This window comes from Mycobacterium sp. NGS62, from assembly GCF_059812285.1.
The window spans coordinates 57586-81339 of sequence record NZ_JCALCK010000013.1 but is presented as its reverse complement, the minus strand read 5'-3'; the positions used below and the strand labels follow the sequence as shown (position 1 = coordinate 81339).

At 64.9% G+C, this 23754-nt stretch carries 29 protein-coding genes; 9 read left to right on the top strand and 20 right to left on the bottom strand.

Annotated elements, in window-relative coordinates; all coding sequences use genetic code 11:
• Positions 1 to 60: 60 nt before the first annotated feature.
• From AC5Y49_RS21725 to AC5Y49_RS21695, 7 genes are all read right to left on the bottom strand, one after another.
• Positions 61 to 1467: an aldehyde dehydrogenase family protein gene (locus AC5Y49_RS21725; RefSeq protein WP_499891111.1), complete on the bottom strand. Its 1407-nt coding sequence runs from the start codon at positions 1465 to 1467 to the stop codon at positions 61 to 63.
• Positions 1468 to 1546: 79 nt separating this feature from the next.
• Positions 1547 to 2485 carry a class I SAM-dependent methyltransferase gene (locus AC5Y49_RS21720; protein WP_499891109.1) on the bottom strand — a complete coding sequence of 313 codons (939 nt, stop codon included), beginning with the start codon at positions 2483 to 2485 and terminating at the stop codon, positions 1547 to 1549.
• Between the two features lie 32 nt (positions 2486 to 2517).
• A complete protein-coding gene (locus AC5Y49_RS21715) occupies positions 2518 to 3465 on the bottom strand; it encodes an SAM-dependent methyltransferase (protein ID WP_499891107.1) in 948 nt (315 codons plus the stop codon).
• A 71-nt stretch (positions 3466 to 3536) separates the two neighbouring features.
• Positions 3537 to 4169 carry a TetR/AcrR family transcriptional regulator gene (locus tag AC5Y49_RS21710; protein ID WP_499891105.1) on the bottom strand — a complete coding sequence of 211 codons (633 nt, stop codon included), beginning with the start codon at positions 4167 to 4169 and terminating at the stop codon, positions 3537 to 3539.
• Positions 4170 to 4408: 239 nt separating this feature from the next.
• Positions 4409 to 5395, bottom strand: coding sequence for a pirin family protein (locus AC5Y49_RS21705; RefSeq protein WP_499891103.1), 987 nt, complete (start codon positions 5393 to 5395; stop codon positions 4409 to 4411).
• Positions 5396 to 5457: 62 nt separating this feature from the next.
• Positions 5458 to 6006, bottom strand: a complete 549-nt coding sequence (dps, locus tag AC5Y49_RS21700; RefSeq protein ID WP_499891101.1) for a DNA starvation/stationary phase protection protein Dps — start codon at positions 6004 to 6006, stop codon at positions 5458 to 5460.
• A 126-nt stretch (positions 6007 to 6132) separates the two neighbouring features.
• Positions 6133 to 7044 carry a DNA-3-methyladenine glycosylase family protein gene (locus AC5Y49_RS21695; RefSeq protein ID WP_499891099.1) on the bottom strand — a complete coding sequence of 304 codons (912 nt, stop codon included), beginning with the start codon at positions 7042 to 7044 and terminating at the stop codon, positions 6133 to 6135.
• A gap of 68 nt (positions 7045 to 7112) precedes the next feature.
• Between AC5Y49_RS21695 and AC5Y49_RS21690 the strand changes: the two genes are divergently transcribed.
• A complete protein-coding gene (locus AC5Y49_RS21690; protein WP_499891097.1) occupies positions 7113 to 7511 on the top strand; it encodes a nuclear transport factor 2 family protein in 399 nt (132 codons plus the stop codon).
• A 6-nt stretch (positions 7512 to 7517) separates the two neighbouring features.
• Here the strand turns inward: AC5Y49_RS21690 and AC5Y49_RS21685 are convergent, their stop codons facing one another.
• The 4 genes from AC5Y49_RS21685 to AC5Y49_RS21670 all read right to left on the bottom strand — a co-directional run bounded on the left by AC5Y49_RS21685 (position 7518) and on the right by AC5Y49_RS21670 (position 10375).
• Positions 7518 to 7898, bottom strand: coding sequence for a DUF427 domain-containing protein (locus tag AC5Y49_RS21685; RefSeq protein WP_499891095.1), 381 nt, complete (start codon positions 7896 to 7898; stop codon positions 7518 to 7520).
• 65 nt (positions 7899 to 7963) lie between these two features.
• Positions 7964 to 8746: a class I SAM-dependent methyltransferase gene (locus tag AC5Y49_RS21680; RefSeq protein WP_499891156.1), complete on the bottom strand. Its 783-nt coding sequence runs from the start codon at positions 8744 to 8746 to the stop codon at positions 7964 to 7966.
• 109 nt (positions 8747 to 8855) lie between these two features.
• Positions 8856 to 9872 (bottom strand): NAD-dependent epimerase/dehydratase family protein, encoded by a 1017-nt coding sequence (locus AC5Y49_RS21675; RefSeq protein WP_499891092.1) that lies wholly within the window; start codon positions 9870 to 9872, stop codon positions 8856 to 8858.
• Positions 9869 to 10375 carry a nuclear transport factor 2 family protein gene (locus AC5Y49_RS21670; protein ID WP_499891087.1) on the bottom strand — a complete coding sequence of 169 codons (507 nt, stop codon included), beginning with the start codon at positions 10373 to 10375 and terminating at the stop codon, positions 9869 to 9871. The genes AC5Y49_RS21675 and AC5Y49_RS21670 overlap by 4 nt, the downstream gene beginning before the upstream one ends.
• A gap of 68 nt (positions 10376 to 10443) precedes the next feature.
• Between AC5Y49_RS21670 and msrA the strand changes: the two genes are divergently transcribed.
• Positions 10444 to 10959 (top strand): peptide-methionine (S)-S-oxide reductase MsrA, encoded by a 516-nt coding sequence (gene msrA / locus AC5Y49_RS21665; RefSeq protein ID WP_499891082.1) that lies wholly within the window; start codon positions 10444 to 10446, stop codon positions 10957 to 10959.
• A gap of 14 nt (positions 10960 to 10973) precedes the next feature.
• On the opposite strand, the gene AC5Y49_RS21660 is transcribed toward msrA, so the two are convergent.
• Together AC5Y49_RS21660 and AC5Y49_RS21655 are read right to left on the bottom strand one after the other, a co-directional pair.
• On the bottom strand, positions 10974 to 11435 hold the full coding sequence (locus AC5Y49_RS21660; protein WP_499891079.1) for a PaaI family thioesterase: 462 nt from the start codon (positions 11433 to 11435) through the stop codon (positions 10974 to 10976).
• 11 nt (positions 11436 to 11446) lie between these two features.
• Positions 11447 to 12775, bottom strand: coding sequence for a cytochrome P450 (locus AC5Y49_RS21655; protein WP_499891077.1), 1329 nt, complete (start codon positions 12773 to 12775; stop codon positions 11447 to 11449).
• 113 nt (positions 12776 to 12888) lie between these two features.
• On the opposite strand from AC5Y49_RS21655, the gene AC5Y49_RS21650 reads away from it, so the two are divergent.
• Together AC5Y49_RS21650 and AC5Y49_RS21645 are read left to right on the top strand one after the other, a co-directional pair.
• The gene (locus AC5Y49_RS21650; protein ID WP_499891075.1) at positions 12889 to 13494 is read left to right on the top strand and encodes a TetR/AcrR family transcriptional regulator; all 606 of its coding nucleotides are present in this window, start codon (positions 12889 to 12891) and stop codon (positions 13492 to 13494) included.
• Positions 13495 to 13562: 68 nt separating this feature from the next.
• Positions 13563 to 13775: a TOBE domain-containing protein gene (locus AC5Y49_RS21645; protein WP_499891073.1), complete on the top strand. Its 213-nt coding sequence runs from the start codon at positions 13563 to 13565 to the stop codon at positions 13773 to 13775.
• 13 nt (positions 13776 to 13788) lie between these two features.
• Here the strand turns inward: AC5Y49_RS21645 and AC5Y49_RS21640 are convergent, their stop codons facing one another.
• From AC5Y49_RS21640 to AC5Y49_RS21630, 3 genes are all read right to left on the bottom strand, one after another.
• Positions 13789 to 14667, bottom strand: a complete 879-nt coding sequence (locus AC5Y49_RS21640) for an alpha/beta fold hydrolase (protein WP_499891071.1) — start codon at positions 14665 to 14667, stop codon at positions 13789 to 13791.
• An 81-nt stretch (positions 14668 to 14748) separates the two neighbouring features.
• Complete coding sequence (locus AC5Y49_RS21635) at positions 14749 to 15849, bottom strand: fatty acid desaturase family protein (protein ID WP_499891068.1); 1101 nt, start codon at positions 15847 to 15849, stop codon at positions 14749 to 14751.
• Between the two features lie 17 nt (positions 15850 to 15866).
• Positions 15867 to 16943 (bottom strand): ferredoxin reductase, encoded by a 1077-nt coding sequence (locus AC5Y49_RS21630; RefSeq protein WP_499891062.1) that lies wholly within the window; start codon positions 16941 to 16943, stop codon positions 15867 to 15869.
• Positions 16944 to 17012: 69 nt separating this feature from the next.
• Here AC5Y49_RS21630 and AC5Y49_RS21625 point away from each other — a divergent pair, with 69 nt between their 5' ends.
• Genes AC5Y49_RS21625 through AC5Y49_RS21615 form a run of 3 tightly spaced genes read left to right on the top strand, consistent with a single transcriptional unit; the run spans position 17013 to position 19503 of the window.
• Positions 17013 to 17687, top strand: coding sequence for a TetR family transcriptional regulator (locus AC5Y49_RS21625; protein WP_499891059.1), 675 nt, complete (start codon positions 17013 to 17015; stop codon positions 17685 to 17687).
• Between the two features lie 29 nt (positions 17688 to 17716).
• Complete coding sequence (locus AC5Y49_RS21620) at positions 17717 to 18439, top strand: DUF427 domain-containing protein (RefSeq protein ID WP_499891055.1); 723 nt, start codon at positions 17717 to 17719, stop codon at positions 18437 to 18439.
• Positions 18436 to 19503, top strand: a complete 1068-nt coding sequence (locus tag AC5Y49_RS21615; RefSeq protein WP_499891051.1) for a glycoside hydrolase family 183 protein — start codon at positions 18436 to 18438, stop codon at positions 19501 to 19503. The genes AC5Y49_RS21620 and AC5Y49_RS21615 overlap by 4 nt, the downstream gene beginning before the upstream one ends.
• A gap of 5 nt (positions 19504 to 19508) precedes the next feature.
• On the opposite strand, the gene AC5Y49_RS21610 is transcribed toward AC5Y49_RS21615, so the two are convergent.
• Both AC5Y49_RS21610 and AC5Y49_RS21605 read right to left on the bottom strand, forming a co-directional pair.
• Positions 19509 to 19859 (bottom strand): hypothetical protein, encoded by a 351-nt coding sequence (locus AC5Y49_RS21610; protein WP_499891047.1) that lies wholly within the window; start codon positions 19857 to 19859, stop codon positions 19509 to 19511.
• Between the two features lie 64 nt (positions 19860 to 19923).
• Positions 19924 to 20538 carry a GNAT family N-acetyltransferase gene (locus AC5Y49_RS21605; RefSeq protein ID WP_499891045.1) on the bottom strand — a complete coding sequence of 205 codons (615 nt, stop codon included), beginning with the start codon at positions 20536 to 20538 and terminating at the stop codon, positions 19924 to 19926.
• A 56-nt stretch (positions 20539 to 20594) separates the two neighbouring features.
• Here AC5Y49_RS21605 and AC5Y49_RS21600 point away from each other — a divergent pair, with 56 nt between their 5' ends.
• Together AC5Y49_RS21600 and AC5Y49_RS21595 are read left to right on the top strand one after the other, a co-directional pair.
• Positions 20595 to 21071 (top strand): SRPBCC family protein, encoded by a 477-nt coding sequence (locus AC5Y49_RS21600; RefSeq protein WP_499891042.1) that lies wholly within the window; start codon positions 20595 to 20597, stop codon positions 21069 to 21071.
• Between the two features lie 18 nt (positions 21072 to 21089).
• Positions 21090 to 22379 (top strand): acyl-CoA dehydrogenase family protein, encoded by a 1290-nt coding sequence (locus AC5Y49_RS21595; RefSeq protein WP_499891038.1) that lies wholly within the window; start codon positions 21090 to 21092, stop codon positions 22377 to 22379.
• Here AC5Y49_RS21595 and AC5Y49_RS21590 read toward each other — a convergent pair.
• Entirely contained in the window at positions 22376 to 23281 is a 906-nt protein-coding gene (locus AC5Y49_RS21590; RefSeq protein ID WP_499891036.1) for an alpha/beta fold hydrolase, read from the bottom strand. The genes AC5Y49_RS21595 and AC5Y49_RS21590 overlap by 4 nt on opposite strands.
• Positions 23282 to 23290: 9 nt before the next feature.
• Positions 23291 to 23746, bottom strand: a complete 456-nt coding sequence (locus AC5Y49_RS21585) for a MaoC family dehydratase (RefSeq protein ID WP_499891031.1) — start codon at positions 23744 to 23746, stop codon at positions 23291 to 23293.
• Between the last annotated feature and the right edge of the window lie 8 nt (positions 23747 to 23754).

Genomic DNA, 23754 nt, shown 5'->3' with positions numbered 1-23754 from the left:
TCTCAGGCCGCAGCACGGCCCGCCTCGTCGCCAGGCGCTCTAATTCGGATGTTGGTTATCTCAGAACAGTCGGCGCGCCAACTTCCACGCCTTCTCTGTATACGGCGGGTAGATCATGCTCGACACATCGGGTCGGGTCGGTTTGGTCAGCACCGTTTTACGGTGGCTGAATTCCTCGAAACCCCAACGTCCGTGGTAGGCACCCATGCCCGAGGCGCCGACTCCGCCGAACGGCAGCTTGGCGGTGGTCACCTGGAATGCCAGATGGTTGACCAGCATGCCGCCCGCCGGCACTTCGGAGATCACCCGCTCACGGACGGCCCGGGTCTTGGTGAACAGGTACGCCGACAACGGCTTGGGCCGTGAGTTGATGAAACGTATTGCGTCGTCCAGGGATTGAACCGAGATTATCGGCAGGATCGGACCGAAGATCTCGCCGGTCATCAGCGGTTCGTCCGGGTCCGGATCGACGACCACCGTGGGCGCAAGGCGCAAAGCCGCCGCGTCGAACACGCCGCCCAAAGCGACCGTTCCCTTGGTGTCGGCCAGATAGCCGGTCAGCCGGTCGAATTGACGCTGGTTGACAATGCGCATTCCGGCCGGTTCGGTAGCTCGGAACTTCGTGATCGCGTCACCGATCTTGTCGACGAGCTCGTCGCGGATCTTCGCGTCGGCCAACACGTAATCGGGTGCCACGCAGGTCTGGCCGGCATTCATCAATTTGATCCAGGCGATCCGCTTGGCCGCGACGTCGACGTCAGCGTCGGCTGCGACGATCACCGGGCTCTTGCCGCCCAGCTCGAGTGTGACCGGCGTCAGATGCGGTGCCGCGCCTTCGTAGACTTTGCGGCCGATCTCAGTGCCGCCGGTGAACAATACCCGGTCGAAGCCCTGGGCGATCAACTCCTGGCTGACCGCGCCGTCGCCCTCAACCACCGCGATCGCGTCGCTATCCAGATATTTCGGCACCAGGTCGGACATCAGCGCCGACGAAGCCGGCGCGATTTCAGACGGCTTGAGTACCACGGCGTTTCCGGCCGCGATCGCTCCGACAGCCGGTCCGAGCGTCAAGTAGAAGGGGTAGTTCCAGGCGCCGATGATCAACACCGTGCCGTAGGGCTCGTACTCCACCCAGCCGCGGCCGGGCAGCTGCGCGAGCTCGAGGAGCCGATACTTGCGCCGCATCCATTTTTTGACGTGTTTGGCGGCGTACCGCGCCTCGCCGGCGGTGGATGCGCTGTCGGCCAGCCACGCCTCGAATGGTTTGCGGTCGAGGTCCTTTTCGAGCGCCGTGGCGATCGTCGACTCGTTTTCGGTCATCATCTGCTCAAGGCCACGCAGCTGGCTGCGCCGCCATTCCAGACTTCGGGTTCGTCCAGTCGAGAACGTTTCCCGCAGGCGAGCGACCGTCTGCGCGACATCACTGCCTGGCGTCGTGGTGGTATTTGCGGCGGCTTCGGTGGTCACAGGCGTCCCCTTCCTGACCGGCGGAAGCCCAATCCTAATCAACCGGACGGTTGGGCAACAGGTGCCCGCCAGCCGCGGCCTATCCGCGCTCGGCGGTGACGAAATACGAGAACGCGTCCTTGTCGTCAGCCATCGGTACGCCCGGCACCGTTCGGTCCAGTCGGGACATCTCGTCGAGCGAGTGCTGCGACGTAGCTTGCCAGCCGTGGCCGCCCAGCCATTCGGCGACATCGGCACGATTCGGGTCGTGGTAGATCAGCTCCCCGACGTCGACGCTCTGTTGGAAGCCAAGCTCGTCGGCCACCCGCTCGAACCGCTCCCGCATTTCCTGGCGCCGCTCGTCGCCATGGCGGGCCGCGGTTTCGGCAGCGATGCGGCTTGCCGGTGCGCTCAGCTCGGTGATCTGCGCGAACAGCCGGTCTTGGGCGTCGGCGGGCAGATACATCAACAGTCCTTCGGCCAACCAGGCTGTGGGCGCCGCCGGGTCGAAGCCTTCGCCGCGTAGCGCGGCAGGCCAGTCCTGGCGCAGGTCGATCGGCACTTCCCGACGGTCCACCGAGGGCGCGACGTCGTGCGCATCCAGCGTCGCGGACTTGTAGGCCAGCACCTTGGGCTGGTCGATCTCGTACACCGTGGTACCGGCCGGCCAGTCCAACCGGTAGGCGCGGGAGTCCAGCCCGGAGGCCAGGATCACGACTTGCCGGATTCCGGCGGCCACTGCGCCGGCAAAGTGGGCGTCGAAAAAGTGGGTGCGTACCGCCTGGTAGCTGCGCATGTGGTGGAAGATCGCTGCCGTTTCCGGGTCGGCGGCCTCAAGCTTGGCGACCATCGAATCATCGAGCATGGCTTCCCAGACCCCGGTGGCCGCGCCGGCGACAAGGAGTTTCGCGTAGGGGTCACGAATAAGTGGTTCAGGGCTGTCCGTCTCGACGGCTCGGGCGGCGGCCACCATCACGGCGGTGCTGCCGACGCTGGTGGTGATGTCCCAGGTGTCGTCGTGGCTGCGCAAGGTGCTCATCGTGGTTCCGTTTCTGCGAATGCGTTGGTCGGTCAGCTGGTGGGCGTGAGTCGCGCGCGCACCAGGGTGCTGACGATGCTCTCTTCGAGCAGGTCTTGGGGTACCGGTCGGCCTAGCCGGGTCATTTCGTCGCGATTGTTCACCGCGCGGACCTGCCAGCCGTGGTCACTCAGCCACTGCGCGGCGTCGGCACGGTCGCCTTCGCGGTAGGTCAGGCTTTCAACGTTGACGTCCAAACCGAGCCGCTGCATGCGCGCCCAGCGCGCGCGTCGGGCTGCCCGACGCCGCTCGTTGGTGGCGTCAAAGCTGAATACTTCGACGGCGATTTGGCTGCTGGGTGCGCTCAACGCAGTGACCATCTCGAAAAGCCGGTCCTGGGCATCGGGGGGCAGGTAGGGCAGCAAACCCTCGGCCAGCCATGCGGTGGGTTGGGTGCGGTCGAAGCCGGCTGCATCCAGCGCAGCCGGCCAGTCGTCCCGCAGGTCCACTGCGACCGGCTGGCGCACAGCGCGGGAAACCGCACCCGCCGATTCCAGGATGCTGGTCTTGTACTGCAGGACTTTGGGCTGATCGATCTCATAGACGGTGGTGCCCGCCGGCCAATCCAGCCGGTAGGCGCGCGAATCGAGCCCGGCGGCCAAGATCACCGCCTGCCGGATGCCGTCCCGGGCAGCGCCGGCGAAGTACTCGTCAAAGAAATGGGTGCGAACAGCCTGGTAATCGACAGCTACTCGGTGCGCTCGTCGGCCGGGCTCGTCGTCGCCGATCCAATCCAGATCCGGGCTGGCCAACTGCATCCAGCCGGCCCCCGCCGCTGAGACCAGCACGCGGGCGAATTCGTCGCGAATCAGCGGATCGGCCGATCCGGTCTCGACAGCACGGGCGGCGGCGACCATTACCGCGGTGGCGCCGACACTTTCGATGATGTCCCAGCTATCCCCTGCGGTTCGTGCACAGTGCGCTTCGCCCAGATCAGTCATGCCGCGGCCCATGCTACCTAATAAGTTAGGCAACCTATATGCCGCTGTGCGTTATATCACTGCCCGCACGCCTACTGCTGGCGCCACTGCGCGCCGGACAACAGCCGCGCCAACCCGGTGATGACCGCGTGCATCTCGTGGGCGGTTTCCACGAAGCCGGAGTAGAACCCCACGCCGCACAGCACCGCCAGCAGCACCTCGGTCAGCGCCTCGGGATCGGTATCGGCGGTGAGTTCGCCGGCCTCGATCGCGTCGGTGCTTATCCGGGCGAGAAACTCGCGGATGCTTCGCATCGAATCCTCGTCAGTGCTTTTCAGATCCGGGTGGCGCTGCGATTCCAGCGCGGACGTCACCAAAAAACGCGCTGCCGAACGGTTTTCGGAGTCTGCTTCGAGCGCGGCAGCGAGGAATGCCGAAATCCGCCCGGTCAACGTCGTCTCGCCCTGCGCCCGCGCGAAGCCCGCCTCGATCAGCAGCTGGTTGGTCTGCTCCACGACCTCGCGATACAGGGCTCGTTTACTCGAGAAATAGTGATTGATCGCCGGCCGGGTGAGATCGGCGCGCAGCGCGATGGCCTGGAAGGTGGCGGCCTCATATCCGCGTTCGCTGAACACGTCACGAGCCGCAAGCACGATGCGCTTACGGGTGTCGGCCGCTTTCGCTGCAGGGGGACGACCGGGCCCCCGGCTCGCGGGATGCGGCACATCCTCGATTGTGCCACCAGTTCACACTGCCGGCTTCCCGCGGCGACGGGCGGTCCGCACACCCAAACCGCTTCTAAGCGCGTCGAACGACGTCTGCCGATGAGCACCCTAGCTCGCGACGGTGGCATCGGCGCTTGCCGAACGACGGTACGGCCGGGCAGTTGAGGATCGACGTTCGCCGGTGTCGATCAGTTTGCCAGCTGCAGGTCGCGGCACCGCATGGTCGAGGTCGGCCGGAGTTAGCCGAGCGAGGGGCGCCGGGGCACGTGTGGCATCAAGGCGTCGGGTGGAACGGTGCCGAACTTGCCGGCACGGAAGTCCTCGAGCGCCTCGATCACTTCTGTCTTGGTGTTCATCACGAACGGTCCGTAGTGAAACACCGGCTCTCGAATCGGACGGCCGCCCAGGATCAGCACCTCCAACGCCGGCGCGGGCGCGTCTTGGGACGTCGCGGCGGTAACGGTCAGCCGATCGCCGGGGCCCAGGACTGCCAATTGACCATGCTGGATGGGGTGTCCCTGCGGTCCAACCGATCCCCGCCCGGACAGCACATAGACCAATGCGTTGAAGTCGCGGTTCCACGGGATGTTCAGCTGGGCACCAGGCTCGATTGTGGCGTGTGCCAAGGTAATCGGCGTATGAGTGCGGCCAGGACCGCGGTGGCCGTCGACGTCGCCGGCGATGATGCGGATCAGCGCTCCGCCATCGTCGGACGCCAACAGTTTGACGTCGCCGCCCTCGATGGCTTGATAGCGGGGCGCGGCGAATTTGTCCGCTTTCGGCAGGTTCACCCACAGTTGAACGCCGTGGAAGGCGCCGCCGCTTTCGACCAGTTCAGCTGGCGGTGTCTCGATATGCAGGATGCCCGACCCCGCCGTCATCCACTGGGTAGCGCCGTCACTGATCAGACCGCCGCCGCCATGCGAATCTTGGTGGGCGAACCGGCCGTCGATCATGTAGGTGACCGTTTCGAATCCACGGTGCGGATGCCAGTCGGTGCCTCTCGGTTCGCCGGGCAGGTACTCGACGGCGCCCAGCTGGTCCATGTGCACGAACGGATCCAGTGCCGTCATGCTGACCCCGGCGAACGCCCTGACGACGGGAAACCCCTCGCCTTCATAACCTCGTGGGCCGGAGGTGATCGACCGCACCGGGCGTTCGGTGTCAGTGGGCGCCGCGGCGGAGACGCGCGGCAGGGTCAGGGTGTCGGTGGTTACGGCGGGCAACGGTACCTCCTTGACGCAGAGCTACCCGCTATAACCGGACTGCGGTCCGATTATTCCATCGGTCAGGTCTTCTTGCGCGCCGCGCTGGCGGCACCCTTTTCGGTGGGAGAACCCTCGTGCGCCAGCTTGCCGCCGGAATTCTCCAGGTGCGCCCGCACAAACCACTGGAACTTCTCCAGCTCGGCGGCGTGGTCGATCAAGATGTCCTGCGTGACCTTGTCGAGCTCCTCGGTCTCGTCGATGGCTCGGCGAACGTCCTCGATCACGCCGGTGTAGACCACGTCGAGCGCGGCCAGATGTGCTTGCACGGTGTCACGCCCCACCGAATAGTCGTCCCAGCTGCGGTCGCGGATGATCGCACCCGGCGTGCCCTGCGGGGAGCCACCAAGGGCCGCGACACGCTCAGCCACCTCGTCGGCATAGCCGCGCACCAATTCCACTTGCGGATCGATCATTTCGTGCACGCCGATGAAGTTGGGGCCGACAACGTTCCAGTGAACGTGCTTCAGGGTCAGATGGAGATCGTTGTAAGTGCTCAGCTGCCGCTGCAGCAACTCGGCGACCTGTGCGCCCTGCTTGTCGGTCAGGCCGGGCACAGTGAACTGCGTCATCGATTGCTCCCTTAGGTCGTTCGGACACGGTCACTTCCGGCCCCGGATACCCGATGACCGTCGCGGGTAACCACCGGCGTCCTTGTGCGATAACGCGCAAGCGCCCGTTTCGACTGCTCGGGGCGGCTAAAGAGAGCGGATGTCCTGCACCGGAAGCCGCGCCCCGCGCCGCGGCTCGTAAGCCAATCCGCTGGCTTGGAGTATGCGGACCACCCGGTGCCGATGCGGGCGCATTGGCTCCATCAACTCGACCATGACGTCGTCGACGATGGGGTGCCCGAGCAGCGTCCAGCCGATCATCTTGGGAATGTGATAGTCGCCCACCGATAACGCATCGGAGTCGCCGAACGCTCGCTGAGCGGTCTCGGCCGCAGTCCAGACACCGACGCCCGGCAGCGAGGTCAGTGCTTCGCGGGCCTGCGCCACCGGTCGTGACACCAGCCGTTCCAGCGACGCCGCCCGCCGTGCACAGCCGACGACGGTACGGGCCCGGCCGGGGTCGACGTTGGCGCGGTGAAACTCCCACGAGGGGATGCGCCGCCACGCTTCGGCGGACGGCGGCACCCGCATCCGGCCCGGTGCCGGTCCCGGTGGTGGCGTGCCGAACTTGGTCACCAATACCCGCCAGGACCGGAACGCGTCGGCCCCGGGCACGCGCTGCTCGAGGACCGCCGGGATGAGCGCTTCGAGCACCTGCCCGGTGCGCCCCAGCCGCAGGTGCGGAACACGCCGGTGGGCTGCGGCGACCGTGGGGTCGCGCGGTTGGAAATCCGACGCGTCGTCGTCAGCGCCCAGCAGGGCCGGCAGCGCGTCGAGGAACTCCGCGGCACCGCTTCCCCATGCCGTGCAATCGACGGCATCCGAAGCTGCCCGACTGATCCGCGCCGTGACAGGCCCGCTGGACAGCAGGCTGGTCCGCCAGATCGCACCGTCCTCGGAAATCTGAAAACACGGATCGCCCGGCCCTCTACGCAGCGGTGCCAGCGTGATTCCCGGGCTGACCACACCCGGGAATGTGATTGTGCGAGCGCTTTTCACTTCGCATGAATCATAGGTTCCGCCGTGGACAATTGACCCCTTGCTGTCTTCCGAGTCAGGATGGCCTGATGACCACCCCGTTCGACGATCCGCAAGCCGAGCTGGCGTGGATGTTTCTGCAATGCCTCTCCGAGGGCGGCGACGTGGACGAGTGCTTCACGCTGCTGAGCGACGACTTCACTTACTGGAGCATCATCACCCGAAAAACGGTGGACCAGGCGGCGCTCCGGCGGGAGGTCGAACGACGCAAACACAACCTCCAGCTCACCTTCGATCTCATCCGGTGCTTCAACGACGGTGAGAACGTGGTGATCGAGGCGCAGGGCGACGGCATCACCTCCGACGGGGTGCGCTACGACAGCCCGTTCGTTTTCATCGTCGAAACGCGGGACGGGCTGATCACGTCGTTGCGCGAATACAGCGACACCCGGTTGGCGGCGCAGGTGTTCGCCGCCGCCGGCCCATAACGCGCCTCAGTCGGCTTCGATGCTGATGTCGGCCTTGTCGGCGTAGAACGCGACATGACCGGCGATCTCCGCGACCGCGGGATGGGGCTGCTCGTAGGTCCAGATCACGTCGTCGACTGTGTCGCCGGCCGCGGTCGTGACGCTGTAGTAGTTGGCGTCACCTTTGAACGGGCAGTAGGTGGTGGTGTCGGTGCGGGTCAGCAGCTCCTGCACCACGTCGTCAAATGGAATGTATTGCACCACAGGGATAGTGGCTTCTCGCAATCCAAGCGCTGCGCCTGTGTCCGCGATGATCTCCCCGTTGACCCGGACGCGGACCCGGCCCGCGGTCGGCGTAATCGTGATCGGGTGCCCGGCGGTGGGTTCCAAGACAGGCCGGTGGCTCATGGTGACATCTCCTCAGGTGTGGATAGGAGTTGCAACATCTGATGGCGGAGAAGATTCCCCCGGTGTCAGGCCGTTCCGAATGCGTATCGGTGATACTGCGCCATGTTCGCCACCGCCGGAACCAGCGACATGACCTTGCCCATCAACCGGGATGAGCGTGGGAGCTGTGCGAACGTGGAGGACTCAAACCAGCGTTGGCAAGCCAACAGCCGCACTCCGGGGACAGCGTCAACGATGTCGTCGGGCCCGTTGATTGCCCACGACAATGTCGATCCCGACCGGCGTACGACGGTGTTGAGCACCTGTGACTTGATGCCGAGCCAGTTGAACCCGTCGAACTGCAGCTCGCCGCGGCCGAACCGCTCGACCACCCGACGCAGCAGCGCGGTGCCATCGTGCTCGGTCAGATACATGGTCAGGCCTTCGCCGATCATCAGGGTGGGCCGGTCGCTGGGAATGCCGGCCAACCAGGCCGGATCGGTGACCGAGGCGGCGACGACGTGGTAGTGGTCGCCCGCGGGATAGAGCTGACTGCGTAGCGCGGCCACATCGGGATAGTCGATGTCATACCAGTCGACCTCGGGGCCGGGCCGCACCCGCCAGAACCGACTGTCCAAACCGCAGCCCACGTGCAGCACCACCGCTCGCCGATGTGCGTCCAGAAATTGCCGCGTCCAGTTGTCGAAATGCGCGGAGCGGGTCGTCACCGACGGGGCCCGGCGCGCGGTGATGGTGGTCTTTGTCCAGTCGTAGTCGATGCGTTCGACGATCGCCTTGGCATAGCGATCCCCCAGAATCGGATTGTCGAAGTCGGCGTCCAACGCCTTGGCATACAAGGTCGCCAGCATCGTCTGTGGGGCGCCGCTCAGATCAGCACGGACTTTTCCGGTGGTCACTCATCCGACGCTAGCCGCATACCGGGGCTGCGAGTGCTTTGAACAGCGGTCGGCGTGGTGTTCAGCCCGCAGTCGTGCTCTTGCCCTTGGCATTCCGCAACTCAGCCCAGAACCGTGCCGCCTCGCGGATGGATTGCTCGACTGGCCTTGGCTCCCAACCCAGTTCGCGGACCGCCTTGCTGTGGTCAACTTCGGCTTCGGCGCGCATCATCCGCACCGACGCCAGGCTGAGTTCGGCGTCTTTACCAGTGAGGCGGGCCCTGAGGCTGCCCATCGCGCCCAGCGCATAGAGCACCGGCACCGAGATCGAGCGCTGCGGCGGCGGCACACCGGCTTCGTCCGCAGCGATGCGCACGACATCCGACAACGCAATCATCCGTTCGGAGACCAGGTACCGCTCACCGTCGCGTCCGCGATCGGCGGCCAGAATCAAAGCCCTGGCGGCGTCGTCCACACCCACGACTTCCAGTTGGATGCCGTTCATCAGGAACGGCAGCTTGCCGAACACCGCTCCGGCGATGAAGGCGCCATGTGGGGTCCGGCCCCAGTCACCGCTGCCATAGGTCGTCGAGACACACATCGCCACAGCGGGCAGACCGGCTTCCGACGCATACTGCAGCACCAAATCTTCGGCCTGGACCCGCGATTGGACGTAGGGGGTGACGCGTCGCCGACCGATCTGGTCGTTTTCGGTGGCTACGTGCCCGTGTCGCCGTCCTACCGTCGCGTAGGTACTGGTGAAGACGAACCGCCGCAGGTTGGCGTCCCTTGCGACTTCCAGTACGTTGCGCAGCCCCTCGACATTGGTGTGAAACAGCGGCGACGGGTCGCGCAACCATGCCCGGGTGTCGACGACGCAGTAGTAGACGACGTCACAGCCGTCCATCGCCTCGCGCAGCGTGGCGGTGTCGAAGACGTCGCCGTGGAAGCGGCTGACGGTCAGGTCGTCGATGGCGCGGGTGTTGGCAGTCGGCCGCACCATGGCCCGCACGTCGGCACCGTCGGCCACGAGCCGGCGGGTGACATGCGAGCCCAGAAAGCCGTTGGCGCCGATCACCAATTTCGGCTGTGCGTTCATGCTTGTCCTCCGTATTGATCCATCCACTTGGCGGCGTCAGCGTCGAGCGTGCCGAGCGCCTGCGCTTTTCGGCACCACTTCAGCGCCGCCTGGACAAAGCGCAGCGGGTTGTAGATGTCTTCTTGACGGCACCACTGCCCGTCGCCGGCGTAGGTGATGATCGAGATGTTCGTGGCGCTGATAATCGTGCCGTCACCGGGGTCGGCCATCGGGTTGTCCAGCTCGCAGATGATCCGGCCGCCTGCCTCGTCGATGACCGACCACAACGACGGGAAAGCGGTCATGTGGCTGCCCGGGAACGTCGTCATCGTCTTACGGATCCAGCCGCGCACTTCGTCACGGCCTTTCATCGTTCCGGCGGCGTGCTCGATGTAGTCGACGTCGGGCGTGTAGTGCTCCACCCAGGCGTCCCAGTCCTTCGTCTCGGCGGCACGCTCGACCGTCTGCTCGAAGGTCTGGAAGGCGGCGGAGAGTTCGTCGCGAGTGAAGATGCGGGTTGTCACGCCAAAACTAGAACACGTTCTATTGATGTTTGTCGAGCGGTTCCTATGCTCGAATCAGGAGGGCAACCATGACGAGTAATAACAGAGCGATCCTGGCCGGTGGCTGTTTCTGGGGCATGCAGGATTTGATCCGCAAGCAGCCCGGCGTGATCTCGACGCGGGTGGGCTACACCGGCGGCGAAAACGCCAACGCCACCTACCGCAACCACCCAGGCCACGCCGAGGCCATCGAAATCAGCTACGACCCCGACCGCACGGACTACCGCACGCTGCTGGAGTTTTTCTTCCAGATCCACGACCCGACCACTAAAAACCGGCAGGGCAACGACGTCGGGACCAGCTACCGGTCGGCGATCTTCTACCTCGACGAGGAGCAGAAGCGGATCGCATTGGAAACCATCGCCGACGTCGACGCGTCCGGGTTGTGGCCGGGCAAGGTGGTCACCGAAGTCACCGCGGCCGGCGACTTCTGGGAGGCTGAGCCGGAGCATCAGGACTACTTGGAGCGCTATCCCGGCGGATACACCTGCCACTTCGCGCGCCCCGGCTGGAAGCTGCCACGAACGGCAGGCGTCGAGCGGTAGCTTGCCGAGCAGAACTATCTGCTGTGCGCGCGTAATTGGTAGAGCCCGCGGGTGGTGGCGACGGTCTGGCCGTCGGAGTCGGTCACCACAGCCTCGAGCGTGAAGTCGCATTTGCCTCGTTCGGCTGCTTCGGCATCGATATGTGCGATTGTCTCGTCATCGAGGCCGGCCTCGGCGCGCACATCTGAGCGCGCCATACCGACGAACTGGATGTCGACGTTTTTGACCAGTGGAAAGTACTTGGCACTGTCGAAGGTGGTCAGGGCGACGATTCCGCCGAGGACTTCGGCGACGGTGAACAATACTCCGGCGTACATGACGCCGAAATGGTTGCCGTTGCCCTCGACGGGCACGGTGGTGGCCGCGTAGCCTCGTCGGGCCTCGACGACCTTCACACCCATCTTGTGCGCGATCGGGATGGTGTTGGCCATCGCGCCGTTCATCATGTCTAGGAGCTCGTTGGCCTCGGCAGTCATGACCGCCAATTTTAACGCCGCCGCACCACGACCTGTCCGCCGCGCTTCGGCGTAAAGGCAACGCCGCGGGAATGCCATGGTTCGCCCGGAGCATCGGTAGTATCAATCGTGAAGTGCCGCAACACGGTTCGCAAAACAACATCCATCTCCATGTTGGCGAACACGGCGCCCACGCAGCGCCGAGCACCGCCGCCGAATGGAATCCAGGCGAAGCTGGACGGCTTGGCGTCGATGAAGCGGCGCGGGTCGAAGCGCTCCTGGTTGGGGAAGACGTCAGGGTTGGTGTGCAGCTGCACGATGCTGACCAGAATCGACGAACCGCGCGGAATGACCCACTCGCCAAGCTCGTAAGCCGGCGCGTAGACGTGTCGGCCGGCCAGGTCGATGACCGTCCGGTTGCGCTGCACTTCGAGGATCGTCGCCTGACGCAGTTCGTTGTCGTCGCTCTCGGCCTCTGCCATCAGCGCCGCCAGCACGTCGGGATGCCGGCTCAGTCGTTCGAATGCCCAGCCCAGCGTCGCGGCGGTGGTTTCGTGTCCGGCAGACAGCAGTGTCAGCAGTTCGTCGCCGATATCACTGCGCGACATGGCTGTCCCGTCCTCGTAGGTGCTGCGCAGCATCAGCGCCAGCACGTCGTTCCGTTTCTCGAAGTTCGGGTCGGCACGCTCGTCGGCGATCAGCTTGTCGATGACCGCCTCGTATTGGCGCCGATATTCCGCCAGCCGCCCCCACGGCGTGTAACGCCCGTAGGTCCGAGATGGCTGGGGCAGCGTTGCCAATCGCGAGCCCAGGGTGATCCATGGCGGGAAGATGCGTCGTAACGTGTCGAGCTCGGCGCCCTCGGCGCCGAAAACCGCGCGCAGGATGGCGTTGAGCGTGATGCGCATCATCGATGGCAGCGTGGGAAACGCCTGGCCTTCGGGCCAGTCGGCTGTTTCGCGCAGCGTCTCTTCTTCGATGATGCTCTCGTAGTTCTTGATGCTCTTGCCGTGAAACGGCGGCGCCAGCAGTCGGCGTCGCACGCGGTGGTCATCACCATCGAGGGCGAACACCGAACCGGGGCCGAAGAACCGGCTCAGGTTGGGTTGGATATTGCCGAGATCGTCTGGATTAGTGGTGAAGACCTGCTTTGCCAACTGCGGGTTGGACACCACCACGGTTCGGCCGTACACCGGGACGTTGAGGCTGAAGATCTCACCGTAACGCCGTGCCATCTGTTGCACGGTCCGGCGCCGTGAGATGACAAATGCGCTGCCCTGCAGAGTTTTTGGGATACGTGGCCCCGGCGGGATTTTGGCCGCCTGCTGCGCGGCGGTCGCTTCGCTCTGTACGGAGCTCATAACTGGTGCACTCCCAACATCGGCGTGGTACGCACGGGTACCGCGGGCGTACTTCGGTACGGTACCGTGTGGTACCAACGACTGGCAAGGGCTCACCGAGAGGAGGCGCGGTGGTGACGGCAGCAGTCCGTGACGCGGCTTGTCTCGATATCGACCCGTTCAGGCGTCGGCTACTCGATGGCCTTGCCGCCTCGATCGGCGAGCGTGGCTACCGCGCCACCACCGTCGCCGACATCGTCCGGCATGCCCGCACGTCGAAGCGAACCTTCTATGACCAATTTCCCAGCAAGGAACAGTGTTTCCTCGAACTGTTGCATACGGACAACGAGAAGCTCGCCGACGATATCCGGACGGCCGTCGATCCGAATGCCGACTGGCGCGACCAGATTCGGCAGGCTGTCGAGGCCTATGTCAGCCACATCGAGTCGCGCCCGGCAGTCACGTTGAGTTGGATTCGGGAGTTTCCCTCGCTTGGCGCGGTCGCCCGTCCGGTCCAACGGCGCGGACTCGAACTGCTGACGACTCTGCTGGTCGATCTCAGTGGCAGTGCCGGATTCCGCCGCTCCGACCTGGCACCACTGACACCGTCGATGGCGGTGATCTTGTTGGGCGGCCTGCGGGAACTGACTGCGCTTGCCGTCGAAGACGGCAACGATGTGCGCGAGATCGTCGCACCCGCAGTGGACGCATCGGTGGCGTTGCTGGGCGCGCGCCGCTGAAACGCTAACGTCGGCCGGTGCGCCCGCTTAGGCTTCGTCGAAGATTACCGATGAATGGGAGGCCCGTGATGCGGCTATCGACCAGGAATCAGCTCAAGGGAACCATCGCCGATGTCGACCTCGGCGCTGTGATGGCAACCGTGAAAGTTCGGCTCGACGGGGGCGATCAGGTCGTGACCTCCTCGATCACCAAAGACGCCGCGGTCAATCTCGGTCTGGCGGCCGGTCAGCCCGCAACGGTGTTCATCAAGGCGACCGAGGTGACCATCGGCGTCGATTGAGCAGTGCCCCCGCTCACGTTTTAAGGAATTTGCGCAGCCGGTCCAGCACCAGATCGGGGCACTGCTCGACGATCCAGTGGCCAACGCCGTCGACCAGCTCGACCTCGAAATCGCTTGCGCGGTCGGCATAGCCGCGAAGCAAGTCTGGCGTGAGCACCGGGTCGTCGGTGCCGTGCAGCCAGCGGACCGGGACGTCGACCCGGGTGTTGTCGTATTCGCCCCGCAGCCATTGCAGCATTTCGCTGGTCTGGAATGTGCGATACCAGCGCGACCCCGCAACCGCGTGCCCCGGTTCCTGCATGCATTCGACGTACATGCCGACATCGTCTTTGGGTACTGCCGAGCCGCCCCACCCGAGCATTGTCCGCAGGTAGCGGCCCTTCGGGCTGCCGAGCACTCGGGGCCCGATGACTGGCAGCGCGATCGGGATCTGGTACCAGAACCGCCACACGTCGGTGATTGTCGTGAGGTCGCGCGTCACCCAGGGCGCCGAGGTGTTGAGCCCGAAGAACCCGGTCACCTTTGCCGGATGGCGCAGCATCATGATGAACGCGACCGGACCACCCCAGTCGTGAGCGACCAGTTTCACCGGCCCCACCCCCAGCTGGTCCAGCACAGCCGCCAAGTCATCGGCCATCTCGCTTTTGTAATAGCGCGAACGCGGAGCCGAACTCCAGCCCGCACCACGCAGATCCGGGCACAGCACCCGATAGCCGTCGGCGGCCAATGGCCCGATCATCGCGTGCCACTCCCACCAGTTCTGTGGAAAGCCGTGAACCAGCATCACCGCCGGCCCGTCGGCCGGGCCGGCGTCGGCGACGTGGATGGTGACGCCGTCGGCCAGGTCGACAAACCTGTGCTCAACGCCGTCGAGTGCGGGCATAGCGACCATGGGTTGGCAGCGTATCAGGCATCGAGATTGCGCGTAGGGCTGTGATTTGTCGAAAACCACAACCCTGGACGCAATTTCACGTTAGGCGGCGACGGGCGCTGGGGTGGCCATGGCGTCGTGCTTCTTCGGCGGCACAGCCAACTTGACGATCTTGCGCACTACCGTGGCGAACTGCCGTGGCAGCGAACCCGCGTTGTAGGGGATGCCGTAGCGCCGGCAGATCTCACGCACCTGCGGCGCAATCTCCGCGTAGCGCCGAGCTGGCATGTCGGGGAAGAGATGGTGCTCGATCTGATGCGACAAGTTGCCGGATAACAGGTGGAAGAGCTTGCCGCCGGTCAGGTTTGCCGAGCCAAGAATCTGCCGGAAGTACCACATGCCGCGGGACTCGTTCTGCGTCTCTTCGATGGAGAATTCCTGCGTGCCGTCCGGGAAGTGCCCGCAGAAGATGATCATGTAGGACCAGACGTTGCGGATCAGGTTGGCCGAGAGGTTACCTGCGAACACGAACGGAGCGAACGGCCCCGCCAATAGCGGAAAGGCGACGTAGTCCTTCAGCACCTGGCGGCGGGTCTTGCGCCAAATGCCCTGCAGGATTTCGCGTTTGTCGGCCAGGCTGATCTCGCCGGCCCGAATCCGCTCGGTCTCCAGCTCGTGCAGCGCAACGCCGTACTGGAACAGCACCATCAGCAGAAACGCGTAGACGGGATTGCCCAGGAAGTAGGGCTGCCACGGCTGGTCCTCACTCATCCGCAAGATGCCGTAGCCGATATCGCGATCCATGTCCACGATGTTCGTGTAGGTGTGGTGCATGTAGTTGTGCGAGTGCCGCCATTGGTCAGCCGGGCAGGCGGTGTCCCATTCGAAAGTACGCCCGGAGATCGCCGGATCGCGCATCCAGTCGTACTGGCCATGCATGACGTTGTGGCCGATTTCCATGTTGTCGAGGATCTTCGACACCGCCAACATCGCGGTACCGGCCAACCAGGCCGGCGGCAGGATGCCGGCGAACAGCAGCGCGCGTCCACCGACCTCGAGCGCGCGCTGCGCCTTGATGACGCGGCGGATGTAGTCGGCGTCGCGCTGGCCGAGATCGGCCATCACGCTCTCTTTGATCGCGTCGAGCTCGCGGCCGAATTCCTCGGCCTGCTCGGGAGTCAGGGTGATCCTGGGCTGTGACATGACTGCTCCTTATCGGTCTACAGATCGATCTCGACGTCGCCGACGGGAACCGATACGCAGATCTGCACGTCCTCGTCGGCACCGGTCGACACCGCTCCAGTGGTCAGGTTGCGCACGACGCCGCAGCTTTTCCGGCGTGTGCAGGTGTGACAGATGCCCATCCGGCATCCGCTTTGTGGCGTGAGGCCGGCCGACTCGGCCTGCTCCAGCAACGGCCGGCCATCGTCGACGACCTCAATCCCGCTGTCCGCAAACGCCACTCGGCCACCGGAGGGCCGGGTAGGCGCGTCAACTGTTGGTGCCACGAAGCTTTCCGAGTACACGTTTGCGCTGTGCTCTCGCACTGCGGCAACCAAAGCCGGTGGCCCGCAGACGAACACCGCGTCGGGTTCGGCCATCGCGGTCGCCAGGTGTTCAGGTCCGAACCGGCCGTCCAGGTCGCCGACACCCGATCGGGTGTAGCCGTGCAGCACCCGCGCCCGCGGAGTCGCGGCGAGCTCATCGCGGTAGCAGGCCTCCTCAGGGGTGCGTGCGTAATGGAGGAACGCGATCTCCCCGTCGTGTCCCTCGGCGATCAGGGTGCGCAGCATCGCCATCACGGGCGTGATGCCGCTGCCGCCGGAGATGAACAGGATGCGCCGAGGCCGCGGCGTCGGCAGGATGAAGTCACCGCCGACGCTTCCCAAGCCCACCACCATGCCGGGGCGGGCGTGCTTGTACAGGTAGGAGGAAACCACCCCGCCGTCGTGATGACCGATCGTCAGCTCGAGGTGCGATGTGTTCTCGGCATTGGCCGGGGAATAGCAGCGGGTGTGCCGACGGCCGTCGACCTCGACGGTGACGTTGACGTACTGGCCGGCGTTTCGTGCCCGGGCAGTTTGGCGAAACGCCGCGTTGGGCGCCAGGACGAGGGTGACGCTGCGCGGAGTGGTCCGCCGTACGTCGATGACCTTGGCGCGGGCCTCGCCCCGCGTCCAGGTCGGCGTCAGCAGTTCGGTGTACCGGTCGACGCCGTGCGGACCGGTGAGCAAGTCAGCCAGGTCGGAAGTTAAAACCCGCTTGGTAATAGCTCGGGCCGAAGTTTGAGTGAACATATGTACACCGTGCGGCCGGTTGCTGCAGGTCGTCAAGTATTTCAGCTGCATTGTGGTAGGGTTCACACGGTGAACGACCGTACGCCCAGTTCGCGGCCGCACCGGTCGGGCCGCGGCCGGAGCCGGGAAAGTCCCTCCCGCGAAGAACGCAAGGAGGCCACTCGGCGCGCCATCATCGCCGCGGCGCTCAAACTGCTCAGCGACCGCGGCTTCGGCAGCCTGAGCCTGCGCGAGGTGACCCGGGAGGCCGGGATTGTGCCGGCTGCGTTCTACCGTCACTTCGAGTCGATGGAAGCGCTGGGCCTGGTGCTGATCGATGAGTCGTTTCGAACCTTGCGCGACATGCTGCGTGGCGCCCGGGCCGGCAAACTCGATCCCAACCGGGTGATCGAGTCGTCGGTGGAGATCGTGATCGCCAGCATCACCGAAAAGCGCGAGCACTGGCGTTTCATCTATCGGGAGCGCTCCAGCGGCGTCACCGTGCTGCGTTATGCGATTCGCACCGAACTTCGGCTGCTCACCTCCGAACTGGCCACCGATCTCGCCCGCTTCAATGGGCCGAACACGTGGAGCACCGAAGACCTCAATGTGCTGGCCACCCTGTTCGTCAACTCGATGATCGTGATCGCCGAGGCGATCGAGGACGCCCAGGGCGCCGATGCCATCGACGAGATCCGCCGGACCGCAGTCAAGCAGTTGCGAATGATTGCAGTGGGTATCGCGGGCTGGCGCAGCCGCCCCTGAGCGGTGCGTCGCCGGGTGATGATGGGTCCATGGCAATCAAAATGCGCGATCTGCTGGGCAGCACCCTCGAATCCCTGCGCTACGAGCCCACCGAAAAGCGACTTGCGGTGTACCTCGCTGATCAACTGGTCGCCGACACACGCAACGGATGGCTGGTGTGGGAGCCGGGCCGAGTGGTCCCGACGTACGCGCTGCCCCAATCAGATGTGGTGGCGCAGTTGGAACCGGCGGGCACCGCATTCGACGTCGTCGTCGACGGCGCCCGCGCCAAAGCGGCCGCGTCGCAACCGGACGACGCTGATTTAGCCGGCTATCTCATCCTCGATTTCAATGCCTTCCAGTGGCGTGAAGAGGACGAGCCCATCGTCGCTCACCCGCACGACCCGTTCAAACGCATCGACATCCTGGCCAGTACCCGGCATATCCGGATCGAGTCCGAGGGCAAAGTGCTGGCCGCTTCGTCGCGACCACTGCTGTTGTTCGAGACGCTGCTGCCGGTCCGGTATTACCTGCCGCGCGCCGACGTCGTCGCCGACCTCCGGCCCAGTGAGACCGTCACCTATTGCGCCTACAAGGGCCGGGCGTCGTACTTCTCGGTGCCCGACGGCCCACCGGACGTGGCCTGGACCTACCACGAACCGCTGGGCGAGGCCGAGCCCGTGCGAGACCGTGTCGCCTTCTTCGACGAACAGGTGGACGTCATCGTCGACGGCCAGCGCCGAGAAAGGCCAGTCACCCCGTGGTCGAGGTGAGCTCGCGACGGCGGGCGGACGGCAAGCTGGCCGACATCACCGGCCCCGCAATCACCGACCGGTGGGGCGTGACGTGCGCCGACTTGGGGGCGTCAGTACTGGCACCCAACGGCGCATTGGTGTCGGTGTTCGGAGATACCTTCTCCGGCAACAAGGTTGGCCTCGGTGATTGGCGGTCACCGGTGATCCTGATCGGTACCGGAGACGCTGCTCACCGAATCCGATACCACCGCGCCGGGGGCACCGACCCGGATTATGCCCGCCAGTTGTGGCACTACACGCACCGCGACGGTGCCGCGCCGCGCCGGGGCATCAGCACGGTGATCCCGTCGGATCTGCTGCGGGTAGGCGATGCCCTGTATCTGCACGCGATCGTCAACCGCGGTTTCGGCAACGTCGTCTGGACGGAGATCTGGAAATCGGACGACGACGGCATTTCCTGGCGGCACTTGGGCGACCGCACGAGATTCCCGGCCGACCTCCATGACGGTCACGCACAATGCTGGTCCTGGGACTACGATCCCGACGACGGCTGGGTGTATGTCGTCTCCACCGGGTTTCAGCGCGACAAAGGCATCATCTTGCGACGGGTTCGCCCGGCCCACCTCGGCACACGGTCCAAGTACTCTTCGTGGGGCCGCCGCGACGGTCGCTGGTCGTGGGGCAATGCACCGACTCCGATCACTCCGGACGGCGAAACCTGGGGTGAGCTGTCGTTGCGACGGCTGACATCCGGCAAATGGCTCCTTGGTGGTTTCCTGTCCTCGAAGTACGCGTTGGGCTACCGGGTGATCGACTCTCCTACCGCAGTAGGGAATTCACCGCTGCAGCTGCCGGTCATCGGGTGCGCCTGGGACTCCGAAGATCATGCGGGCAACCGCGTCGCGCAGTTGTACGGCGGGTACGTCTTGCCCGGTTCTCAATTGGATGTGGCACGCGGTGTCGGGCTGGTGGTGTCGCAGTGGAACACCGCCCACGGTTGGCCTTATCGGGCGATGCAATTTCGGGTGACGCTGCAGGACACGACGCGGCCGGCAGATGGCGTGGCAACGAGCAGCCTTTGAGCCGCTCACTCGTCGACGACGTCGTAAAGCGAGTCGCCGTCCTCCGGTGTGTCATCGATCTGGCCCCGGTGTGCGCGGTGCGGGCCCCGGTCATCGAGAGCTGCACCGCCGGGCACATCCGGTTCTTCGGCAGCGAGTTTGGCGTCGAGGGATTCGCCCTCTTCCTCCTCGCGCTCGGTCATTCCGAACTTGTCGGCCTCGCTCCACTGCTCCGGCGGGTCGACGACGATGTCACCGTCGTCGTTGCGGACCTCGTCGGAGTCGGTCGATTCGCTCGGGTTCAGCGTGTCGCCGGGACCGCCTTCTTCCGGGAAATCCGATGGGTCGACGAGGTCGCCGGCTTGGTCGGTAGGCATGGCCAACGGTTGCCCGTGGGCTCCGCGCTCTAAACGGGCTATGCCGATTCGGCGGATAGTCCCACTACTGTGGTGCCCGCCACATCGGCCACAGCGTGGGTCCGCCGTTGGGTAGCACCATCTCACCGGTGACGGTGAAGCCGAAACGCTCGTAGTACGGCACGTTGTCCGGTTTGCTTGATTCCAGATACGCCGGACAGTGCTCGGCGTCGCAGCGATCCAGCCGCGAACGCATCAGGGCCTGGCCGAACCCGCGACCGCGGACCGTGGGGTCGCTTCCGATGGTGGCCAGGTACCAGTGCGGCTCTTGCGGGTGGTGGCGCTTCATCAAGTCCAGCAGTTCGGCGAGCCTGCGGCCAACCGTCAGCCGCAAGCCGAAGCCGCGCACCAGCGACGGCAACATCGCCAGTTGCTCACGAAGCGAGTGCTGCCACCGATTGGGCGGATCCCATAGCGCCGCCGCGCCGATAGCAGGCCCGTCACACGCGACCTCGACGCCCCCGCCGGTGAGGTGATGGTGCCGGGTCATCGCGGCGAAAAACCCGTGCAGCCGTCCCGCCCGCAATCTGTCATCGGGCATGATCCACGTCGCGACCGGATCGTCGTAGAACGCGCGGCCCAGAGTCTGTCCCAGCGCAGGGATATCGGGTTTGTGTGCCGGGCGTGCCTGCATCGTCACCGGACCAGGTTAGCGGCGGGCCACCAGATGGATGTACCGTCAGGACGGCAGCAATCATGACCATCACTCCCGTCGATACCGGACCCGCTCAGGTCAGCCGCACCGTCGAGGTTCACGCCCCCGCGGCGGAATTGTTCGCGCTGGTTGCAGATCCGCGGCGGCATCAGGAGTTGGACGGCTCAGGAACCGTCGGTGCCGGTGTTGACGGTCCTCGTCAGCTGGCGCCAGGCGCGCGATTCTCCACCAAGGTGCGGTTCTGGGGACTGCGCTACCGGCTCACCAGCACTGTGACCGCCGTCGAACGGGACCGCCTTGTCGAGTGGTCGCATCCGGCCGGGCATCACTGGCGATGGGAGTTCGCCGCGATCTCGCCGACGATCACCCAAGTGACGGAGACGTTCGACTACCGCGACACCGGACCGGTGAAGGACCGGCTGCACTTCTATGAGCGAGCCGGCTTGGCCAAACGTAATGCCGCCGGCATCGAAGCGACCCTGGCCAAGTTGCGGGACCGCTACACCCGCCACACCTGACCCTCCGAAAGGCTGACGATGTGGGACTTTGAAACCGACCCGGAATATCAGCAAAAGCTGGACTGGGTCGAAGAATTCATGGTCGACGAACTCGAGCCGCTCGATTTGGTCGCACTCGATCCGTACGACAAGAAGAACCCCGAGACGATGGCGATCCTGCGGCCGCTGCAACAGCAGGTGAAGGACCAGGGACTGTGGGCCGCCCATCTGACTCCCGAACTCGGCGGCCAGGGCTACGGGCAGGTCAAGCTCGCGTTACTCAACGAAATCCTCGGCCGTTCCCGCTGGGCGCCGTCGGTGTTCGGCTGTCAGGCGCCCGACTCCGGCAATGCCGAGATCATCGCGCTCTTCGGCACCGAGCAGCAGAAGGCACGCTATCTGCAGCCGCTGCTCGACGGCGAAATCAGCTCCTGCTACTCGATGACCGAACCGCACGGCGGGTCCGACCCGGGGATGTTCGTCACCCGCGCCGAGCGTGATGGCGACTCCTGGGTGATCAACGGCGAGAAATGGTTCTCCAGCAACGCCAAACACGCCACGTTTTTCATCGTCATGGCGGTCACCAATCCCGACGCCCGCACCCGCGACAAGATGTCGCTGTTCATTGTCCCGGCCGAGACGCCCGGACTGGAGATCGTCCGCAACGTGGGTGTCGGCACCGATTCACACGGCAGCCATGGTTATGTCCGCTACACCGACGTCCGGGTGCCCGCCGACCATGTGCTCGGCGGCGAAGGGCAGGCGTTTGCGATTGCGCAGACCCGACTCGGCGGCGGCCGGGTTCATCATGCGATGCGCACGATCGCACTGGCTCGGCGTGCTTTCGACATGATGTGCGAGCGGGCGGTATCGCGCCAGACCCGGCTGGGCCGGCTGGGCGACTTGCAGATGACCCAGGAAAAGATCGCCGACAGCTGGATTCAGATCGAGCAATTCCGGCTGCTGGTATTGCGCACCGCATGGTTGATCGACAAACACCACGACTACCAGAAGGTGCGCCGCGACATCGCGGCGGTGAAGGTAGCCATGCCCCAGGTTCTGCACGATGTTGTGCAGCGCGCGATGCACCTGCACGGCGCGCTGGGCGTCTCCAACGAGATGCCGTTCGTCAAAATGATGGTGGCCGCGGAGTCACTGGGTATCGCCGACGGCGCCACCGAACTGCACAAGATGACGGTCGCCCGCCGTACGCTGCGCGAATATCAGCCGGTCTCAACGCCTTTCCCGTCGCAGCATCTGCCCACCAGGCGAGCCGAAGCTGAGGCCCGACTGGCGCAACGTCTCGAGCACGCGGTCGCCGAGTTCTAACTGCTGGTGGTGACGCGGTCGATGTGGGCCAGAAAGTGGGTCAGCACCGCATCGGGGGCTTCGAGTTGCGGCCAGTGCCCGATGTCGTCGGCGAGCATCACCACGTCGGGGTGGGGTATCACCTCCGCGTAGCGGCGCGCCATGTGCGCGCCGGAGTTGGGGTCGACCGGCCCGTCGATCAAACGCATCGGGACCGCGGTCTGGCGCATCGCACGTACCCACCTATTCCGATGCGTGTAGCGGTCATTGATGAAGCGGCCGACCCTATGCAGCACGCGGCGGCCGTCGTTGTAATCCAAGATCTGATTGAACACGTCCATCATGTGCCGTGTCGGTTTGGTGTGCGGACCAAACATCTCGCGCAGCGTCGGTTCCAGCAGCCGACGAGACAGCGGACTATTCTGCACATGACTGAAGATGTCGCCCAACGGAGTTCGGGACATCAGTTTCTGCGCCGCCCGCGGCGTGTAGGTTTCGACGAACATGCCACCGTTGAGCCAGGTGATCGAGTCGATGCTCAACTCGCCATAGGCGGGCTGTCCAAACTCGTGACGAGCCAACAGTTCCTGGCCCACCGAGTCGCCGATGTCGTGCGCCATGATGTGCGCGTTGCCGATTCCCAGGCGGTCCAACAGCGCCTCGTGCATGTCGGCGTGGTCGTGCACCGAGTATTCGTAAGCGATGGGCTTTGCCGAGAAGCCCATGCCGATCATGTCCGGTGCGACGACCGTGAAACGTTGCGTCAGTGTCGACCAGATCGGTGCCCAGTCAAAGGAGTTGAACGGGTAACCGTGGATCAGCAGCAGTGGAGGCCCACTGCCTGCCATGCGGTAGAAGATGTCAAAGCCGAGGTAGTCGAAATGCTGCCCGGCGGCTAGCCAGGATGCCAGTTCAGCGTCCATGGCCTGAGCCTACGAGATGTACCGAACGATGCTCTCGGCCACGCACGCCGGCTTTTCGGACCCCTCGATCTCGACGGTGGTCGACATCGTCGCCTGTACCGCACCCTTGCCAAGGTCCTCGACACCGACCAACGTGCTCTGGGCACGAACTTTGGACCCGACCGGCACCGGTGCCGGGAACCGAACCTTGTTCAGGCCGTAGTTGACGGCGAGCTTGATGCCGTTGACCGTGTAAATCTGGTGTTGGAGCCGAGGCAGCAGAGCCAGCGTCATGAACCCGTGGGCGATGGTTTTGCCGAACGGCCCACTGGCCGCTCGTTCCGGGTCGACGTGAATCCACTGATGGTCCCCGGTCGCATCGGCGAACAGGTTGACGTCCTCTTGAGTGATGGTCACCCACTCGCTTTGCCCGATGCTTTGCCCCGTTGCGGCGGCGAGGTCGGCGACTGACTCGAAGGTGCGCATGCGGTGGT

Excerpts from the sequence above, each read along its gene's own strand:
- AC5Y49_RS21720 (WP_499891109.1), bottom strand. The coding sequence starts at position 2,485 with ATGAGCACCTTGCGCAGCCACGACGACACCTGGGACATCACCACCAGC.
- AC5Y49_RS21715 (WP_499891107.1), bottom strand. The coding sequence starts at position 3,465 with ATGACTGATCTGGGCGAAGCGCACTGTGCACGAACCGCAGGGGATAGC.
- dps (WP_499891101.1), bottom strand. The coding sequence starts at position 6,006 with ATGACGCAGTTCACTGTGCCCGGCCTGACCGACAAGCAGGGCGCACAG.
- AC5Y49_RS21690 (WP_499891097.1), top strand. The coding sequence starts at position 7,113 with ATGACCACCCCGTTCGACGATCCGCAAGCCGAGCTGGCGTGGATGTTT.
- AC5Y49_RS21685 (WP_499891095.1), bottom strand. The coding sequence starts at position 7,898 with ATGAGCCACCGGCCTGTCTTGGAACCCACCGCCGGGCACCCGATCACG.
- AC5Y49_RS21680 (WP_499891156.1), bottom strand. The coding sequence starts at position 8,746 with ATGCTGGCGACCTTGTATGCCAAGGCGTTGGACGCCGACTTCGACAAT.
- AC5Y49_RS21675 (WP_499891092.1), bottom strand. The coding sequence starts at position 9,872 with ATGAACGCACAGCCGAAATTGGTGATCGGCGCCAACGGCTTTCTGGGC.
- msrA (WP_499891082.1), top strand. The coding sequence starts at position 10,444 with ATGACGAGTAATAACAGAGCGATCCTGGCCGGTGGCTGTTTCTGGGGC.
- AC5Y49_RS21660 (WP_499891079.1), bottom strand. The coding sequence starts at position 11,435 with ATGACTGCCGAGGCCAACGAGCTCCTAGACATGATGAACGGCGCGATG.
- AC5Y49_RS21655 (WP_499891077.1), bottom strand. The coding sequence starts at position 12,775 with ATGAGCTCCGTACAGAGCGAAGCGACCGCCGCGCAGCAGGCGGCCAAA.
- AC5Y49_RS21645 (WP_499891073.1), top strand. The coding sequence starts at position 13,563 with ATGCGGCTATCGACCAGGAATCAGCTCAAGGGAACCATCGCCGATGTC.
- AC5Y49_RS21640 (WP_499891071.1), bottom strand. The coding sequence starts at position 14,667 with ATGGTCGCTATGCCCGCACTCGACGGCGTTGAGCACAGGTTTGTCGAC.
- AC5Y49_RS21635 (WP_499891068.1), bottom strand. The coding sequence starts at position 15,849 with ATGTCACAGCCCAGGATCACCCTGACTCCCGAGCAGGCCGAGGAATTC.
- AC5Y49_RS21630 (WP_499891062.1), bottom strand. The coding sequence starts at position 16,943 with ATGTTCACTCAAACTTCGGCCCGAGCTATTACCAAGCGGGTTTTAACT.
- AC5Y49_RS21620 (WP_499891055.1), top strand. The coding sequence starts at position 17,717 with ATGGCAATCAAAATGCGCGATCTGCTGGGCAGCACCCTCGAATCCCTG.
- AC5Y49_RS21610 (WP_499891047.1), bottom strand. The coding sequence starts at position 19,859 with ATGCCTACCGACCAAGCCGGCGACCTCGTCGACCCATCGGATTTCCCG.
- AC5Y49_RS21600 (WP_499891042.1), top strand. The coding sequence starts at position 20,595 with ATGACCATCACTCCCGTCGATACCGGACCCGCTCAGGTCAGCCGCACC.
- AC5Y49_RS21595 (WP_499891038.1), top strand. The coding sequence starts at position 21,090 with ATGTGGGACTTTGAAACCGACCCGGAATATCAGCAAAAGCTGGACTGG.
- AC5Y49_RS21590 (WP_499891036.1), bottom strand. The coding sequence starts at position 23,281 with ATGGACGCTGAACTGGCATCCTGGCTAGCCGCCGGGCAGCATTTCGAC.
- AC5Y49_RS21585 (WP_499891031.1), bottom strand. The coding sequence starts at position 23,746 with ATGCGCACCTTCGAGTCAGTCGCCGACCTCGCCGCCGCAACGGGGCAA.